At 43.1% G+C, this 15,274-nt stretch carries 17 protein-coding genes and 1 other RNA gene; 11 read left to right on the top strand and 7 right to left on the bottom strand.

What is annotated here, in order from left to right; translation table 11 throughout:
• Positions 1 to 421: 421 nt before the first annotated feature.
• The 3 genes from Q0N89_RS07760 to Q0N89_RS07750 form a co-directional block, all read right to left on the bottom strand.
• Positions 422 to 1,672 carry a Fic family protein gene (locus Q0N89_RS07760; protein ID WP_294035107.1) on the bottom strand — a complete coding sequence of 417 codons (1,251 nt, stop codon included), beginning with the start codon at positions 1,670 to 1,672 and terminating at the stop codon, positions 422 to 424.
• A gap of 322 nt (positions 1,673 to 1,994) precedes the next feature.
• Positions 1,995 to 2,273 (bottom strand): helix-turn-helix transcriptional regulator, encoded by a 279-nt coding sequence (locus Q0N89_RS07755; RefSeq protein WP_294035105.1) that lies wholly within the window; start codon positions 2,271 to 2,273, stop codon positions 1,995 to 1,997.
• Positions 2,274 to 2,382: 109 nt separating this feature from the next.
• Complete coding sequence (locus tag Q0N89_RS07750; protein ID WP_294035103.1) at positions 2,383 to 2,568, bottom strand: DeoR family transcriptional regulator; 186 nt, start codon at positions 2,566 to 2,568, stop codon at positions 2,383 to 2,385.
• A gap of 523 nt (positions 2,569 to 3,091) precedes the next feature.
• On the opposite strand from Q0N89_RS07750, the gene Q0N89_RS07745 reads away from it, so the two are divergent.
• The 4 genes from Q0N89_RS07745 to Q0N89_RS07730 all read left to right on the top strand — a co-directional run bounded on the left by Q0N89_RS07745 (position 3,092) and on the right by Q0N89_RS07730 (position 6,193).
• Complete coding sequence (locus tag Q0N89_RS07745) at positions 3,092 to 3,400, top strand: hypothetical protein (RefSeq protein ID WP_294035101.1); 309 nt, start codon at positions 3,092 to 3,094, stop codon at positions 3,398 to 3,400.
• Positions 3,400 to 3,717 carry a type II toxin-antitoxin system RelE/ParE family toxin gene (locus Q0N89_RS07740; RefSeq protein ID WP_294035099.1) on the top strand — a complete coding sequence of 106 codons (318 nt, stop codon included), beginning with the start codon at positions 3,400 to 3,402 and terminating at the stop codon, positions 3,715 to 3,717. The genes Q0N89_RS07745 and Q0N89_RS07740 overlap by 1 nt, the downstream gene beginning before the upstream one ends.
• A gap of 446 nt (positions 3,718 to 4,163) precedes the next feature.
• Positions 4,164 to 4,814, top strand: coding sequence for a LexA family transcriptional regulator (locus Q0N89_RS07735; RefSeq protein WP_294035097.1), 651 nt, complete (start codon positions 4,164 to 4,166; stop codon positions 4,812 to 4,814).
• Between the two features lie 107 nt (positions 4,815 to 4,921).
• Positions 4,922 to 6,193, top strand: coding sequence for a Y-family DNA polymerase (locus tag Q0N89_RS07730; protein ID WP_294035095.1), 1,272 nt, complete (start codon positions 4,922 to 4,924; stop codon positions 6,191 to 6,193).
• A 34-nt stretch (positions 6,194 to 6,227) separates the two neighbouring features.
• Here the strand turns inward: Q0N89_RS07730 and Q0N89_RS07725 are convergent, their stop codons facing one another.
• The 3 genes from Q0N89_RS07725 to Q0N89_RS07715 all read right to left on the bottom strand — a co-directional run bounded on the left by Q0N89_RS07725 (position 6,228) and on the right by Q0N89_RS07715 (position 8,318).
• Positions 6,228 to 7,037 (bottom strand): M48 family metallopeptidase, encoded by an 810-nt coding sequence (locus tag Q0N89_RS07725; protein ID WP_294035093.1) that lies wholly within the window; start codon positions 7,035 to 7,037, stop codon positions 6,228 to 6,230.
• A gap of 52 nt (positions 7,038 to 7,089) precedes the next feature.
• Complete coding sequence (locus tag Q0N89_RS07720; protein WP_294035091.1) at positions 7,090 to 7,788, bottom strand: hypothetical protein; 699 nt, start codon at positions 7,786 to 7,788, stop codon at positions 7,090 to 7,092.
• 170 nt (positions 7,789 to 7,958) lie between these two features.
• Entirely contained in the window at positions 7,959 to 8,318 is a 360-nt protein-coding gene (locus Q0N89_RS07715) for a hypothetical protein (RefSeq protein ID WP_294035089.1), read from the bottom strand.
• Positions 8,319 to 8,529: 211 nt separating this feature from the next.
• Here Q0N89_RS07715 and Q0N89_RS07710 point away from each other — a divergent pair, with 211 nt between their 5' ends.
• From Q0N89_RS07710 to rpiA, 7 genes are all read left to right on the top strand, one after another.
• Positions 8,530 to 9,174, top strand: a complete 645-nt coding sequence (locus tag Q0N89_RS07710; protein ID WP_294035087.1) for an alpha/beta fold hydrolase — start codon at positions 8,530 to 8,532, stop codon at positions 9,172 to 9,174.
• A gap of 24 nt (positions 9,175 to 9,198) precedes the next feature.
• Complete coding sequence (zapE, locus tag Q0N89_RS07705; protein ID WP_294035084.1) at positions 9,199 to 10,299, top strand: cell division protein ZapE; 1,101 nt, start codon at positions 9,199 to 9,201, stop codon at positions 10,297 to 10,299.
• Positions 10,300 to 10,326: 27 nt separating this feature from the next.
• Positions 10,327 to 10,920 carry a nitroreductase gene (locus tag Q0N89_RS07700; protein WP_294035082.1) on the top strand — a complete coding sequence of 198 codons (594 nt, stop codon included), beginning with the start codon at positions 10,327 to 10,329 and terminating at the stop codon, positions 10,918 to 10,920.
• Between the two features lie 48 nt (positions 10,921 to 10,968).
• Positions 10,969 to 12,285: an NAD(P)H-dependent glycerol-3-phosphate dehydrogenase gene (locus tag Q0N89_RS07695; RefSeq protein ID WP_294035080.1), complete on the top strand. Its 1,317-nt coding sequence runs from the start codon at positions 10,969 to 10,971 to the stop codon at positions 12,283 to 12,285.
• 30 nt (positions 12,286 to 12,315) lie between these two features.
• Positions 12,316 to 12,810: a histidine phosphatase family protein gene (locus tag Q0N89_RS07690; protein WP_294035078.1), complete on the top strand. Its 495-nt coding sequence runs from the start codon at positions 12,316 to 12,318 to the stop codon at positions 12,808 to 12,810.
• A 67-nt stretch (positions 12,811 to 12,877) separates the two neighbouring features.
• Positions 12,878 to 12,974, top strand: an RNA gene (ffs, locus tag Q0N89_RS07685) — signal recognition particle sRNA small type.
• 107 nt (positions 12,975 to 13,081) lie between these two features.
• Entirely contained in the window at positions 13,082 to 13,747 is a 666-nt protein-coding gene (gene rpiA / locus Q0N89_RS07680; RefSeq protein WP_294035076.1) for a ribose-5-phosphate isomerase RpiA, read from the top strand.
• A 57-nt stretch (positions 13,748 to 13,804) separates the two neighbouring features.
• On the opposite strand, the gene Q0N89_RS07675 is transcribed toward rpiA, so the two are convergent.
• Positions 13,805 to 15,205 (bottom strand): MFS transporter, encoded by a 1,401-nt coding sequence (locus Q0N89_RS07675; protein ID WP_294035074.1) that lies wholly within the window; start codon positions 15,203 to 15,205, stop codon positions 13,805 to 13,807.
• Positions 15,206 to 15,274: the final 69 nt, after the last annotated feature.

Genomic DNA, 15,274 nt, shown 5'->3' with positions numbered 1-15,274 from the left:
TCTGAAACCAAAGATTTCATCGGCTCATTACGCACCTGCCTAGATGTCTATCGAATAAATATCCGCACCGCCATGCTTTGTCGAGATACAGCAAACTTAAGAAAGCTGTACCATGATTACCATGAGCCATTTTATTGTTTTGGGTATTTGCAGGATGTGGGGAGATAAAAGGATTTCATTGCTCTGCACGAAACTGGATAAATTATCCCAAGTGGTTATCGAAAGCAGTGAGCACAGATTTTTATCATAGCCATAAAAACACTCAAATAATGAAGTTTTTATGGTTATACCCATAAACAAATGATGAAATTAGCTTAACATTTGGTATATAACCAAAAACTAGAGAGATTAATTAGATCACCAAAATCTCAAACCATGCAAAACATACCTTTAATTAAAGCACTTAAAGGCAACATTAATCCTACTTCACCAACAAATACCCCTTACCACGACCATTACGCACAGTGGTTGCCAATCCCATGCTCTCAAGTTCATTGAGTAGCTTACGAGCGGTACTATCTGAGATGCCAAGCTCATTAGATACTTGTTTGGCGGTCAAAACTCGATCAGCTGGCGTATTGGTGAGTAGCTGATACTGATGGATACTAAGATTGCTATAATCAACAGGTGGATTTGCAGGTGTGGGCTTTGGCATAGATTGCGGCGCTTGATCAATCGATAGCAACGCCTGCAAATCGTTAATGGCTCGATCAATGATGGTGAGCTGATAAGCAATAAAATAAGTCATATCCAATTCATCAGTTTCTACATCAATATAGCTTTGCGCATACTGCTTGGGCGCTTTGTGCAATAAGCGACTGATGGAGATATAATCAAAATACGTATAGCCTGATTTTTGTAGCGACCAATAAAACAAAGCTCGGGCAGTTCTACCATTGCCATCACCAAAAGGATGAATAAAGCCGAGTAAAAAATGCAGAATAATCGCTTTGACAATCGGATGGATAAAGTCATCCCCTTGATGATCGGCATTGGCAAAATCACAATACGCCTGCATCAATACAGGTAGCGTCTGCCATGCAGGGGGTTGGTGAACAATTTGCCCGTCATAATCAGCAATGACAATCTCATCATCTTGACGAAATTCACCCGAAATCGCATCATTGTCAATCGCACCTTCTGTGGCGATGCGATGTAATTGCAAAATCATAGCGATATCAAGCGGTTGAGTTAATCGTTGTTTCACCGCTTGCATCAAGTGATAATTATTGACAATCATCACCTCGCTTTTGTTTATAGGTGCACGGCGACTGCCGAGTAGCTCTTTGGCAACCTTGCGTGTGGTAGATGCACCTTCAAGCTGAGCACTGCTAATCGGCTCTTCAAAGAGCAGTTCTTCGGTATCAATGGACCATTGCCATTGCTGATAGCGATGCTCAATGTGATATAGCTTGGCTTGCAGGCTTTGTGGTAAGCAATATGAGAATTGATAACCACCAATATGTATCGACTGCATAATGGCATGGTGGTTGAGTTTTTGAGCAAGCCAGCGCCGTTTGCTATCAGTCGGATGGCGATAGCGAAACTGCTCCCATGACAAATAACGCCCCTTGGCATCTGTTGGTGGATGCTCTGCCAAATATCCCAAAAGCACAGACGAAATATCACTTGCTTCTAGTTCTGATAAAGTGGGCGGCTTGGGTAATTTCATTGTTATTTTCCATAAAATATCGCAACTTATCGTATTTTACCTTATTTTATCGTAATTTGTCGTAAATTATCGTATTTTATCTCAGTTTGCCGCTAATTGACTTTTGGGTGATTATTTTTATGATTGAAACTTTTGTATATATAGAAAAAGTTTCAATTATACTTGAAACTTTTTCTATTTAAGGCAGGATATCAATTATAATTAGGGAAAGTTCCAACCTTGAATTGTCAAATTATCAAACCCTTATTTGATTGATATATCTCATCCAAATGCTTAGCAATCATTGTAATGGAAAACACTCAAATACCGAGTCGGCTGATGGTTACTGATCATAAGCAAGCACCTCGGCGATGGTTTTGGGTTTGATTGCTTTAGGTTTGGTTAATTCCATAAACCGAGCAATATCATCCAAAATCATCCACAATAACAAAAAGTTCTTTAAAGAAATATGACCTGTATCCTCAAACCGACGAATGGTTGGCTCTGGAATCAAGGATTTTTCAGCCAGTGCTCGGCGTGACAGCTTAGCATCTTTGCGTTTTTGTTTTAGATACGCTGCCAAAGCTAAGCGTGCATCAATATCGTCATACAGATGAAGCATAACCACCTCAACTTGGTTTAATTTTGATATTATTTTATCAAATTTACGGGATTTTTGGTAGTTTTTGATAATATTTTATCAAATTCATGCATGAATATCTTTTTTGTAGCTACTCCACAAGACAGCTCAGCTCATAACTTTGACTGCGTCCAGAAGCTAGTGACTTCACCAAAATTCCTTTTTCAACCAAATCATTAATATCTCTTAGAGCGGTATCTGTGGATACTTTTGTGATACTCGCCCATTTTTTGGTGGTAAGCTTGCCATAAAAATCACCCCAAAGCTTATTGATCATCACTACCTGCCGTGGATTGAGTGATGTGTGGCGATATGTATGCCAAAACTGTGACTTAGCGACAACTAAGCCCTGTCGAAAAAGAACGACAGTTTTTTAACAAAACCCTCTTAGGGGTTGTTTGAAAATAGTTGACCGGTACAGACAACATCTAGCAGGTGCTGCCATTGGCATCAAAGGACAATACACACCAAATACAAATAACCCTTACCTAAGTTTTAACTATGACATCTTTACTTCAAAAGCAATCAGCGAGCCCACAGGCTTTTCCAACACAGATTGGGTCAGTGGTGTGAGTTTGGGGATGAGTTTTTAAAAGCAAGTTGACATCAAAACCATCAGTTGAGCAAATTGGCTTGGCTGGTGGTTTTTTATGGGGTGGTCAAATAAGAGTGGAATAAGTGGTCACGTGAAGAGTGGAATGGGTGATCATTTGGAGTGGAATATGCATTTTATTGACTTTTTTACCTAAGTAGTATATATTATTAACTGTTATGATAAGTTAATAATAATGGGGTAGCTGATGGCTGCAGTTAATACAATTACACAAAAATCCAGAATATCACTTGTGATGGATTTTGAGAAAAAGCAAGCACTAGAGCAACTTGCCAAGCGTCAAAACCGCACACTGAATTATCTGATGGGTGAACTGGTGGATAAAGCCCTGCAGGAAGTCAAAGAGCAGGAAGAATACGAAGCTTATGTCGAAAAGCGCGTCATGCAGGCATATCAAAATGTGCTGGATGGTAAAAAAGGCACTTCGGTTGATGATTGCTTTGCTGCTGTTCGTGAACATGGCAATCAATATGCTCAAGCCAAGGGCAAGCTATAATGCGTCAAGCTTATACCATCGCCATCTCTGATGATGCCAAGCAAGCACTGATGTCGCTTTATGAATACTATGTGGATGTTGCCAGCTATATTGTGGCTGAAGCCAACATTACAGCCATTCAAGAAGCAATCAGTTCACTTGAATATTTTCCTGAACGCTGTCCTATGGCTGATTTTTCGCCCAATATAAGAAAAATGGTTGTGCCAAAACTGCCATTTTTGGTGTACTACACCATCATTGAAGATACGGTACATATCTTAGAAGTTTTGGATGGACGAAGAGATTTGGCATTTTTGAAGCAAAAACTTGGTTCTTGAACAAGTAATGAACATTTTATGCTAAAATATCAGAGCGAGCTTGGGGATTGTTCGTGATTGTATCACGACCCTCAAGACACACCACTGAAAGAGTCTGCCATTATAAGATAATGGTGGGCTTTTTCTTTTGAAAACAAAAAACCCACCAGATGAACCGACCCCCAAAAGTTAGACAACCTTTGGGGTGCGGTTCAGTTTAATTTGAACTTTTTTTACTTAATTTACAACGGGTTATCTTCATAAAACTAGTATAGCGTTATTGCTAATCTAGTATAGTCCCTTTTTTATTGTTTAGAATCAAAGGTTTGGGCGGTTGTTTCTTTGTGCTGTTGCACTCCAAATTGTGTTTGCAAAGGGTTATTTTTTCGCTTAATACAGCCCAATAAACACTTGACTAAACGAACAGAAAAATTTATGATAACCGAAACCTTTTTCAAGACAACACCATGACCCAATCAGATGACACCAAACCCGAATCTCGTCCCAAATCCACACACGGCGGTCGCCGTGCAGGCAGTGGACGTAAGCCATCCCCATTTGGTAGTCCTGTTGCCAAGAAGATTCCAAGAAACTTATTGCCGATGGTGGAGTCTTTAATCCAAAAGAATAAAGCAGGTAAATTGGGTGTTGTGTTTGTGACAGGTTCTGTACCATTAGATGCACTAGTCGTACATCCCAATCCATCGAAGTTATCTTTGCCTATCGCCACAGAGAAAATCCCTGCAGGCTTTGCTTCTCCTGCTGAAGGATATATCGAAGATTATTTGGATTTTAATGAATATTTAGTGCGCAATCAATCATCCACCATCATTGCTCGCTGTGGCGGTTATTCGATGTTAGATGCTGGGATTGATAAAGATGATTTATTAGTCATTGACCGTGCCATTACACCAAGTCATCGAGATATCGTCATGGCGGATTTGGGCTCTGAATACACCATCAAGCGATTGCATATCTTAGATGATGGATGTGTTGAACTGCACTCTGAAAATAGTCGTGGTGATGAGAGTTATCCTAACTACACCTTTAGCGATGGTGATGAACTTGCTATTGTTGGTGTGGTGATGCATGTAATTAAGGATGTGCGTAAGCGATAAGCTATCAATCATAACTTACCCATATTGAAAAGAGTTACCAGTTTCAAATTGCTATTTGTCAAACTTTGCAGTATCATATCAGTAACTTTTTTCAAGATGATGATTTGATGTACGCACTGATTGATGGTAATAGCTTTTATTGCTCTTGTGAGCGGATTTTTAATCCTAAGCTTAAAAACAAAGCGCTAGTAGTCTTATCCAATAATGATGGCTGTGTGGTCGCTCGCACCGCTGAAGCCAAAGCACTTGGCATTAAAATGGGTGTGCCGTATTTTCAAATCAAAGACTTGGTTCATCGTGGAGAAGTTATTGCCTTTTCAAGTAATTATGAGCTCTACGGTGATATCTCAGCTCGGATGATGAACACCATTGCAAGTCTTGTACCAGCCGTTGAGATGTATTCGATTGATGAATGCTTTGCGGATTTAACAGGGATTAATCAGCATCGATTATCTGATTTAGGTAAATCTATCAAAGACAGAGTCTGGCAATGGGTCGGTATCCCTACTTGTGTGGGTATTGCACCAACTAAGACTCTCGCCAAATTCTGCAATCACCTTGCCAAAAGCTATCCACAGCACTTTGGCGGTGTGGTGGTTTGGGATGATTGGTCAAAAGATATTCAAGACAGAGCCTTAGCAAGTCAAAGCGTGGATGAAATATGGGGCATTGGCAGTCAAACAGCGCTACAACTTAAGCAGCTAGGCATCAACACCGCCAAAGACTTCGTCGATGCTGACAGACATCTTATCAAGCATCATTTTAGCGTCACCACTCAAAGAACTTGGCAAGAGATGAATGGCAAACCCTGCACGGGGCTTGAGATTGAAGAACCAAAGAAACACATCATCAGAAGCAGAAGCTTTGGTAAAGCGATTAGTGAGATTGAGTCGCTACAGTCTGCGGTGGCTTATCATATTGCTAGTGGTGCAAGTGCATTACGAGCACAGCAAACGCTAGCGCATACGCTAAGCGTCACCATTCAGACCTTTGGCAGCTATAATCAACAACGCTATCATGGCAAAAAGACCATTGCTCTTGCCAAAGGTAGTAATGATACTCGAGTGTTGAATCAACACGCTCAAAAGCTACTCAAACAACTATATCGCCCCAATCTGCGTTATAAAAAATGTGGGATTGAGCTTGGTGGGATTGAGCAAGCTTGCCAAGTGCAAGATGATTTATTTACCCAAGTGGATGACTCTGCCTATCAAGACAATCCCAAACTGATGACAGCGCTAGATAGTATTCATAAGCAATTTGGTAAAAACAGTCTCATCATCGCCACCCAAAAACTGTCCGATGACTGGCAGATGAATCGGGGGTTTATGAGCCAACGATTTACCACACGCTGGGATGAGCTGTTGAGCGTGGATTAGGCATCTCATCAGAATCATCAACAAAGCATTGTCATTACTTTGCCTGCTGATACAGATGCTGTACTTGTGGCGCTAAAGCCTGCAATTCTTTAATGCGATTTGCACTGCTTGGATGGGTGCTCAAAAATTGTGGCATTTTGGTTTCTTTGCTAGCATCCATCTTTTGCCATAGAGTTACGGCGGCATCTGGATTGTATCCTGCACGAGCCATCAACTCAAGCCCAATCTTATCCGCTTCGGCTTCTTGGGTGCGTGAGTGGGGTAAATTTAGACCAATCTCACCTGCCAGTCCAACCACCTGTGCCTGCCATCCACCAAGACCAAGGGCTGCACCAGCTATACCCAATGTACCATTGGTAGCCATTTTGCGGCTCATCTTCTCACGAGAGTGTTCACGGATGGCGTGTGCCATTTCATGCCCCATAATGGCTGCAATTTCATCATCGGTCAAGTTGAGTTTTTCGATAATACCTGTATAAAATACGATTTTACCACCCGGCATTACATATGCATTGATAGTATTGTCGGTAATGGTGTGAACTTTCCATTGCCAATTTGCTGCATCTGGACGCAGTAGTGCAGCTTGTGGAATGAGACGGTCGGCAATTTTGCGTAGGCGAGCAACTTGCGCAGGATTGTTGTCAAGAGTGCCTTTGGTGCGAGCTTCTGCTAGAGTCTCACGGTAGTATTCGCTAGACAGGCGTAGGATTTCGCCACTAGACACAATCAAAAGCTGTTTACGCTCTGGGCTGATTGTACCCGCGGTTGTGGTACTAACACAGCCCGAAAGAGCGGTTGTGGTTGCAAGAGTAGCTGTTATAAATAGTTTTTTGAATTGATACATATATTGTTCCGCTGATGATTTGTGAGCGTGTGTTGGTCAAAAGGCTAGCCAATCACTGCTTAATCCATCCAGGCACATCGCTGATTAATTTTAGATTGGTTGAAATTTTGCTCGTGCGTTTTTGACCTTTTTCGTCAATATAAATGGCGGTAAAATAATTATCACCAGGATATTTTTGGATATCTAGATAAGCGGTATATTTCACCAATTGCGATCCTGTGTGATCGATAATGGCATACTGATCATCGGGATGCGAAGCACCTTCTTCACGGTAAATTTGTGCAGCTGTGCTTGGATTGATAACGCTAGCCAAACCACCGATAAACTGACGGCTTTCCAGATGATCTTTGTTTGTGTGACCAAATTTGAAGGGGATATATACTTCACCGTTGGTTCTAAGATAGCCAGATTTATAGGTGTTGTCACGCGGATCAAGGATAACTGCATAAATCAACCCGCCAGATGGCTCACCAAGGTAATCGTAAATGCTAACATCAAACCCATATTTACTTTGGTCAGCTTGGGTGACTTTTTTGTTATTCACTTCGGTAAAAGGCTTGTTTGGGTCGTCCATAAAACGCTTAGCACTTTCTTCGCCTAAAAGCCAAACCAAGCGCTTATAATTCTTTTCTTTTTTGGCAAGAACTTCTTCAGGAGTCAGCTCAACAGGTGCTTGCTTTTGGGCTGAAGTGGTGGCGCAACCTGCCAACATGAGAGCAATTGTAACTGCTGAAAATGATAATAGCTTCATTGTATTGTTCTAAAGTAATAACCGTGTAACTAATAAAATAAAGCAGTAAATTTAGCTAATACTGCTTATTCACAGTTTATCATATATAAACAAAATGGCAAACCAATTTTCAATGAAAATATATCAACCAGCATAAAAAAATCAGCCCATCAAGGCTGATTTTCTTAATTTTATTGACATTTAAACTTAATATTATATTCATAATCATCATCACGACTCAAATCAGGCGTTACCTTGCCGAGTACCGAGCCGATGATGCCGACGCCTTGTTCGATCATGCGACCTGTTTTTTCATCGAGTACGCCATTATAGGTGGTCTTATCTTCGATGATGACAGGCGTTTTGAGTCCGCATTGTTTTTTGGCGGTGGCGAGTGCTGACTCTTGAGCTTTAAGCTTGGTTACGCCAAGTCCTGTGGTCTCATGACTAGCATCAGCACGAGTGATGACAGGGGCGGTCGTGCCACTCGTTGCACAGGCGCTCAATAGCAGAGCTGTACTGATCGTACCAATTAGGGCAAATCGTTTCATGATGACTCCTTTTTTTGTCAATTTGTTGGTGCTATTATGGTAGCATATACCTTGATATGCTAAAAGTTATTTGTACAGCTGAGTTGTGTGGGTTTTGTGAAAATACAGGGTAAACTTTACCGCTATGTTTCGGCAGCATGGTCTGTCATGCACGGATGTTGAATGCGTAAAAATTGTGCTATAATGGCTTGAATTTTTATCCAGTTTTTGTATGAATCAAGAAATTTTGCTCATCGATGCACCAAACGGCAAGCTTGAGATTGATGCGATTTGGCAAGCGGGCGAGCGTAGTGCAAGCGACGGCTTGGCAATCATTTGCCACCCCAATCCGATGGCAGGCGGCACGATGAATAATAAAGTCGTCAGCACCATGTATCGCTTTTGTCGTGATAGTGGTATGGATGTGCTACGGTTTAATTTTCGTGGCGTGGGGCAATCGACAGGCACGACAGGCAATGGCATTGGCGAGCTGACTGATGCGCTGACGGTGCTTCGGTTTGCATTGACTAAAACCAAGGCTCGTAAACTGTGGCTTGGTGGGTTTTCATTCGGTGGTTTTGTGGCGTGCCAAGTGGCTGATGTAATTGTCAAGCAAGATGAGTTTCGTGAAATTAATCTACACAATCTTGCCTTGATTGCACCATCTGTAGTTCGGAACGACACAAGTGTGCTGACCTTGCCAACTGAGCGGACATTTTTGGTCTATGGCGCTCATGATGAATTGGTGCCACCATCGGCATTGGCAGAGTTTGCACGGGTGCATCAACTGCCAAATCAAGTGATTGATACGGGGCATTTTTTCCATGCCAAACTGGTAGAATTGCGACAAGCATTAGAACAATTGACCATTAAATAACGACTGATTAATTAAGGAAAATTTATGAGTGTACAGACGCCACTTGAGCGTTATAAGGCGGCACTGGCAACGGGCGAGTTTAGCGAAGATGCCATCCAATTGGCTGCCGTGACTTATATGGATAAGTTGCACCATGAGATTTTGGCGGCAAATGGAGAACAAAAATCAGGCTGGTTTGCAAGCTTATTTAAATCCAAACCAGAGACGCCAAAGGGTCTGTATATGTGGGGCGGCGTCGGTCGTGGCAAGACTTGGATGATGGATATATTCTACGACAGCTTGCAGATTGAGCGCAAGATGCGGATGCATTTTCATCATTTTATGCAGCGAGTTCAGCGTGAATTGGTGGCGCTACAAGGGCAATCCGACCCGCTACAAAAGGTCGCTGACATCATCCATCGTGAAGCGGTGGTTATTTGTTTTGATGAATTTTTTGTGTCCAATGTCTCAGATGCGATGATTTTGGGTGATTTGTTCACCATGCTATTTGACCGTGGGATTACGCTTGTTGCCACCTCAAACATTGAGCCATCAGGCTTGTACAAAAACGGTATTCATCGTGACAGATTCTTGCCTGCCATTGCCCAAGTCGAAAAAAATACCACCGTGATGAACATCGATGCCGGTATTGATTATCGCCTAAGATTATTAAAACAAGCTAAACTGTACTCATATCCATTGACCAGCGAAACCGACGGCTGGCTATCTGAGCGATTTGATACATTAGCAGGTGGACAATGCGTTATCACCGAGCCGATTGTCGTGGCAAACCGTGAGATTGAGATTGTCAAGCGTACCGAGACGATGTTACTGGTTGATTTTCGTGCGCTGTGTATGCAGCCAAGATCGGCATCGGATTTTATCGAGATTGCCAATGACTTTAGCACGGTGATGGTGGATAATGTACCATTTCTAAATGATACGCTGATGGATCCGACTCGCCGATTCATCTATTTGGTGGATGAATTTTATGATCGCCGTGTCAAGTTGCTTGTGCGTGCAGAGCAGTCAATTCTTGAGCTGTATCAAGGCGAAAAGCTGGCATTTGAGATTGAGCGTACTCGTTCACGACTGCTTGAGATGCAGTCAGAAGATTATTTGGCGGCAGAACACCGCTTGGATTAATACATCAGATTATTTAGGATAATTACAATGAAAAACCCTGTATTAGACATCATACATCAGCGCCGCAGCATCGGCAATCTTGTGCTACCAATGCCAAACCAAGACGAGCTTGATGCGGTACTACACGCAGCGATGGTCGCCCCTGACCATAAGCAGCTTAAGCCGTGGAAATTTTGGGTATTGACCGGTGATGCTTTGGTGGAATTTGGCAAGGTATTATTACAAGCTGCCGAAGCAGATGCTGCAGCTCAAGGCGTAACGCTAGATGATGCTACGATTAAGAAAACCTTAAATATCCCACTGCGTGCGCCGATGATTATCGTGATTGCCACCGATATGAAATCGCACGAAAAAGTACCGCCATTTGAACAGCTACTGAGTGCTGGTGCTGCCGCACAAAATATCTTGCTTGCGCTTGAGTCGCTAGGCTATAAGAGCGTGTGGCGTACAGGACTTTTGTGTAATACTGATGCGGTCAAGGCGTATTTTGGCGTGGGCGCAGATGACACCATTTGCGGGCTGATTTATACAGGTAGCAGCAGCGTGCAGATGCCGGCGCGAGATGCGCACGATTTGTCGCAGTTTGTTCAGTATCGTGATAGCCATCATTATGATGCTTAACATTATGATACTCAATAAACTTTGATGCTTGATAAGCAGGTAATTGATATGAAACTAATAAAACCCAGTGTGAAAAACTCTAAGGTAAAAAAAATCGTCGATGCAGCAAGCACAGGTCTGGATGATGCGGTGAGTGCGATTAAAGAATCGGGACTGCCAAATGCGCCAATCATCGCAAGTATCGCCGAATTGACTGGATTCAAAAAGAAAAAATCCGCTGAGCTTGAAGCGACGATACAAGCAAAAGCCAAGCCTGCCACTGGGTCAAAAACGCTTAAATTTGCTTTTTTGGGTGGGGGTAGCTTTGGCACGGCGATGGCGAATTTGGCTGCCAAAAATGGCTGTGATGCCACGCTGTGGGTTCGTGATAAGCGTACGGTCAAAGCACTACAAAAAACTTATGTAAACAAAAAATACCTGCCAAATCATAAGCTTGACGACCGTCTCAAGTTCAGTCATGAGCTTGAAGATGCGGTGCGTGGCGTGGATGTGATTTTTGTGGCAGTGCCAAGCTCGGCGTTTCGTGAGATTTTGACGCAGATTCGCCCATTCATCACGCATCAAGCGGTGGTCTCTTTGACCAAAGGTATGGAAAAAGACACCTATGCCTTGATGAGCGATATTATCACCGATGTACTGCCCGAAGTGAATTTTGGGGTGATGAGTGGCCCAAATCTAGCAGTCGAAATCATGGATAATATGCCATCGGCAACGGTGATTGCATCTGAGTCTGAGCCACTTCGTAAGGCGGTACAGACGGCATTGCACAGTGCATTTTTCCGTGTATTTGCCAGTGTCGATGTCAAGGGTGTGGAGCTGGGCGGTGCGCTCAAAAACATCTATGCCATTGCGATGGGTATGGCGGCCGCCTATGAAGTGGGTGAGAATACCAAAGCCATGCTACTGACTCGTGCGCTCGCTGAGATGAGCCGTTTTGGGGTGGCGGTGGGTGCTGACCCATTGACATTCTTAGGTCTATCAGGCGTGGGGGATTTGTACGCCACTTGTAGTTCGACCTTGAGCCGCAATTATCGAGTGGGCTATATGCTAGGGCAGGGTATCAGCCTTGAGCAAGCGGTCAAAAAACTTGGGCAAACCGCCGAAGGGGTCAATACCATCGCGCAAGTGCATACCCGCTCAAAAGAGCTTGGCGTCTATATGCCAATCACGCACGCACTGCACGCTGTGCTATACGAAGATAAATCGGCACTTGGCGTAGCGCTCAATCTGATGGAAACAGGCTTTAGAAGCGATGTTGAATTTGTGCTGCCGCATGACGAGAGCAATGTGCGACTTAGCCAGGAGTTTAGCGAAGTGCTAAAAAGTAGTGCTGATGCCAAGCCAAAAACCACGGATACTGATTAACTACTATTAATATATCATAAAGGATAATTTATGAAATTAATCTTTGTGCGACATGGGCAAGCTGCACCATATTGTGATGATGATGCAGGGCGAGATTTGACGGACTTTGGGCGGATGCAAGCAGGGCAGTCTGCGGATGCAATGGTTGCAGAGCATCAGCTTGATTTGATTATCGCAAGTCCGTATAACCGTGCCGACCAAACCGCCAAGATACTGGCAAAGACAGCCACCGACGCCGGTCAATCGCCTGCTTTTGTGACACTTAGCAGTATCACGCCTGATGATGACCCTACCATCGGACTTGACGACATTGACCGTATTATCCAAGATAAATTTGGCGAGCAGACTGATGATAAATGCATCGCCATCGTCTGCCATATGCCAATCGTGGCGTATTTGGTGACAAAGCTTGATGGCTTATCGCCTGCGTCATTTGAATTGGCTGAATATCGAGTGCTGACTACGCCTGTCATCGCCGATGGCTTGGCGCACTGCGTGGCAAGTTTTGTCCCTGACCAACCATAAAATCAGCCAAAAACGCCACAAAAAACTTGCAAATCAGTGATTTTCTAGTATAATACTGACTTGGCTTCATCGGTAGCTTCGCAACTGTGTACTATGAACCCCGCCAGGACCGGAAGGTAGCAACGGTAGTAGATACAAAGTGTGCCGGAGATGTGCTGATGAAGTCATTTTTTTTGTCCAAAATTTGACTGTGAATTTTTGTAACTATACTTTAAAAGATTGTAACTTTAGCGTACAATACTAGCGTTTATCTTGATAAGGTATCTTTGTAATGACAACCATTGACCCAAAACTTGCTCAAAAACAAGCCGCTGCCAAAGCAGCATTGGCGTATATCGAAGATGGTATGGTGCTTGGCGTGGGCACAGGCAGTACGGTGAACTGCTTGATTGAGTTACTGCCACAAGTACAGCTCAAAGGCGCTGTCGCAAGCTCGCAAGTGACTGAAGATAAGCTTAAGGCATTAGGTATTGAGATTTATGATCTTAATAGCGTGGGTCAGCTTGATTTGTACATTGATGGCGCAGATGAGATTGATGGTGCAGGCAATATGATCAAAGGTGGCGGTGGTGCGCTGACTCGCGAAAAAATCGTCGCAGCTGCATCGAGTCAGTTCGTCTGTATGGTCGATGACTCAAAAATCGTCTCACAATTGAGCAAATTCCCCGTTGCTATCGAAGTGCTACCACAAGCTCGCTCGTATGTGGCTCGTGAGCTGGTCAAGATGGGCGGTGAGCCTGTGTATCGTGAAGGCTTTGTGACTGATTATGGCAATCTGATTTTGGATACTTATGAGCTGGATGTATCCAATCCTGCCAAGCTTGAGCAAGAGATTAACAACATTGTCGGTGTGGTGTGTAATGGTATTTTTGCTGCACAATCGGCAAGCGTGATGCTAAAAGCCAGTGACGCAGGTGTCGAGACTGTGAAGTTTTAAAAATATGAATGATAAGCCAAATCCCCAAAAGTGTGTGCTTTTGGGGATTTTGTTGTGTTAGCGGTTGATGTCAGCTTGGGTGCGCGGTAGATAATATACATAAAAACTAACAAATAAAGTTACAAGCCCAATGAACATCACATATAAAACGGGTACGAAAGCAATATACAATGATAAATAGCGAATCGCAATCGGCAAAGTAATGGCAAGTGAAGCATAGCTTAGAGCATAACTGAGTGTCACACCTTTTAGGCGAATCTTAGTGGGAAATAGTCGCACAATGACTGAAGGAATCGCCCCAATCAAGCCTGAAAAAAAGCCGAGCAATGCAAAAAATACCAAAATAAAACCGCCGCCAGACTGCAAATGATAAACAAAAAACACTGCATTAACTATCAAAAAAGTACTGCCAATCATCAGTACACGGCCGACATTGTGCAAATCTGCCATCACGCCAAAAAATACACAGCCAATCATCATAAATAGCATGCCAATCATGCCGCCAAAACGAGAAACAACAGGCGAAACAAAAAAGCCGATCTCAATGAGTGGTAAAAGCAAAATGGGGATAAAAATGATTAAGCTTGCGATAATCACAGATAAGATGAGCGACGGCATGGTATTTGGCAAAAAGCTAAAACCAAAGATGCGCAGCTGACGACCAAGTTTTTGGCAGATTGGTGCAGTTTGGCTATCAACCCTATTTTTTGTCTCGATATTTAGGTTGTCACTGATGCTATCGTTGAGACTGATGGCATTGATGGCGGCGTCATCAAATGTGGGTGGAGTTGTTGGCTGATGATGTCTTTGAAATACAGGAGTTTCTTTTAATCGGTCAATAGCAAAAAATAGCATCAAAGTCACAGTACCGCTGATGCAGTATAGAATCCGCCAACCGTAGCTCATGATTTCAGCAATGGTCAGTGTATTAATTAGAGTATTAAGATAAATGCTGACGATCAGCAAACCGCTAATGGCAGAAGATAAGATGATGCCACTACCGATGCCTAGCCGCTTGGTGGGAAAATGCTCGGTAATAAATACTAGGCAGGTAGGTAGCATTACACCAGCGAACAACCCTTGAAAAAATCTTAAGGATGTCAAGACGATAGGTGCTGCATCACTAAGTACCGATCTTGTGGGAAGTGTACCAATGAGTAGAGTTAGAATCGCTACCCCAAGACAGCTGATGCGTAATGTGACTTTTCGCCCATGACGATCACCAATCGTTCCAAATAGCAGTGCACCAAGCGGCATCGCAATCGGCCCTGCAACATATTTGGCAAAAAGGGCGAGCCACGGGGTTGATTCATTGCTAGCGTAACCAAAAAATAATGGCAACAAAATTTCAGACAGATACCAAAATTGAGCGACATCAATAAAAACCAATAATACGCTAAGACTAATCACTAGGCAGGTGAAGTATTGCTGCCGAGTCAGGATGGGCTCAAAGATCATGATGCAAAGCCTACAAAGCAACGAACAATGTGCCGCCTAGTTTACCGTAAAATTCACCATTTTACCATG

It is taken from the genome of uncultured Moraxella sp., from assembly GCF_945873075.1.
Lineage (GTDB): Bacteria > Pseudomonadota > Gammaproteobacteria > Pseudomonadales > Moraxellaceae > Moraxella.
This window is presented reverse-complemented; position numbering and strand designations above follow the sequence as displayed.

What these genes read in the sequence shown, in the direction of transcription:
- Q0N89_RS07700 (WP_294035082.1), top strand. Translation starts at nt 10,327, where the DNA reads ATGAAAAACCCTGTATTAGACATCATACATCAGCGCCGCAGCATCGGC.
- Q0N89_RS07690 (WP_294035078.1), top strand. Translation starts at nt 12,316, where the DNA reads ATGAAATTAATCTTTGTGCGACATGGGCAAGCTGCACCATATTGTGAT.
- Q0N89_RS07755 (WP_294035105.1), bottom strand. Translation starts at nt 2,273, where the DNA reads ATGCTTCATCTGTATGACGATATTGATGCACGCTTAGCTTTGGCAGCG.
- Q0N89_RS07725 (WP_294035093.1), bottom strand. Translation starts at nt 7,037, where the DNA reads ATGTATCAATTCAAAAAACTATTTATAACAGCTACTCTTGCAACCACA.
- Q0N89_RS07750 (WP_294035103.1), bottom strand. Translation starts at nt 2,568, where the DNA reads ATGATCAATAAGCTTTGGGGTGATTTTTATGGCAAGCTTACCACCAAA.
- Q0N89_RS07710 (WP_294035087.1), top strand. Translation starts at nt 8,530, where the DNA reads ATGAATCAAGAAATTTTGCTCATCGATGCACCAAACGGCAAGCTTGAG.
- rpiA (WP_294035076.1), top strand. Translation starts at nt 13,082, where the DNA reads ATGACAACCATTGACCCAAAACTTGCTCAAAAACAAGCCGCTGCCAAA.
- Q0N89_RS07735 (WP_294035097.1), top strand. Translation starts at nt 4,164, where the DNA reads ATGACCCAATCAGATGACACCAAACCCGAATCTCGTCCCAAATCCACA.
- Q0N89_RS07715 (WP_294035089.1), bottom strand. Translation starts at nt 8,318, where the DNA reads ATGAAACGATTTGCCCTAATTGGTACGATCAGTACAGCTCTGCTATTG.
- Q0N89_RS07740 (WP_294035099.1), top strand. Translation starts at nt 3,400, where the DNA reads ATGCGTCAAGCTTATACCATCGCCATCTCTGATGATGCCAAGCAAGCA.
- Q0N89_RS07760 (WP_294035107.1), bottom strand. Translation starts at nt 1,672, where the DNA reads ATGAAATTACCCAAGCCGCCCACTTTATCAGAACTAGAAGCAAGTGAT.
- Q0N89_RS07675 (WP_294035074.1), bottom strand. Translation starts at nt 15,205, where the DNA reads ATGATCTTTGAGCCCATCCTGACTCGGCAGCAATACTTCACCTGCCTA.
- Q0N89_RS07730 (WP_294035095.1), top strand. Translation starts at nt 4,922, where the DNA reads ATGTACGCACTGATTGATGGTAATAGCTTTTATTGCTCTTGTGAGCGG.
- Q0N89_RS07720 (WP_294035091.1), bottom strand. Translation starts at nt 7,788, where the DNA reads ATGAAGCTATTATCATTTTCAGCAGTTACAATTGCTCTCATGTTGGCA.
- Q0N89_RS07745 (WP_294035101.1), top strand. Translation starts at nt 3,092, where the DNA reads ATGGCTGCAGTTAATACAATTACACAAAAATCCAGAATATCACTTGTG.
- zapE (WP_294035084.1), top strand. Translation starts at nt 9,199, where the DNA reads ATGAGTGTACAGACGCCACTTGAGCGTTATAAGGCGGCACTGGCAACG.
- Q0N89_RS07695 (WP_294035080.1), top strand. Translation starts at nt 10,969, where the DNA reads ATGAAACTAATAAAACCCAGTGTGAAAAACTCTAAGGTAAAAAAAATC.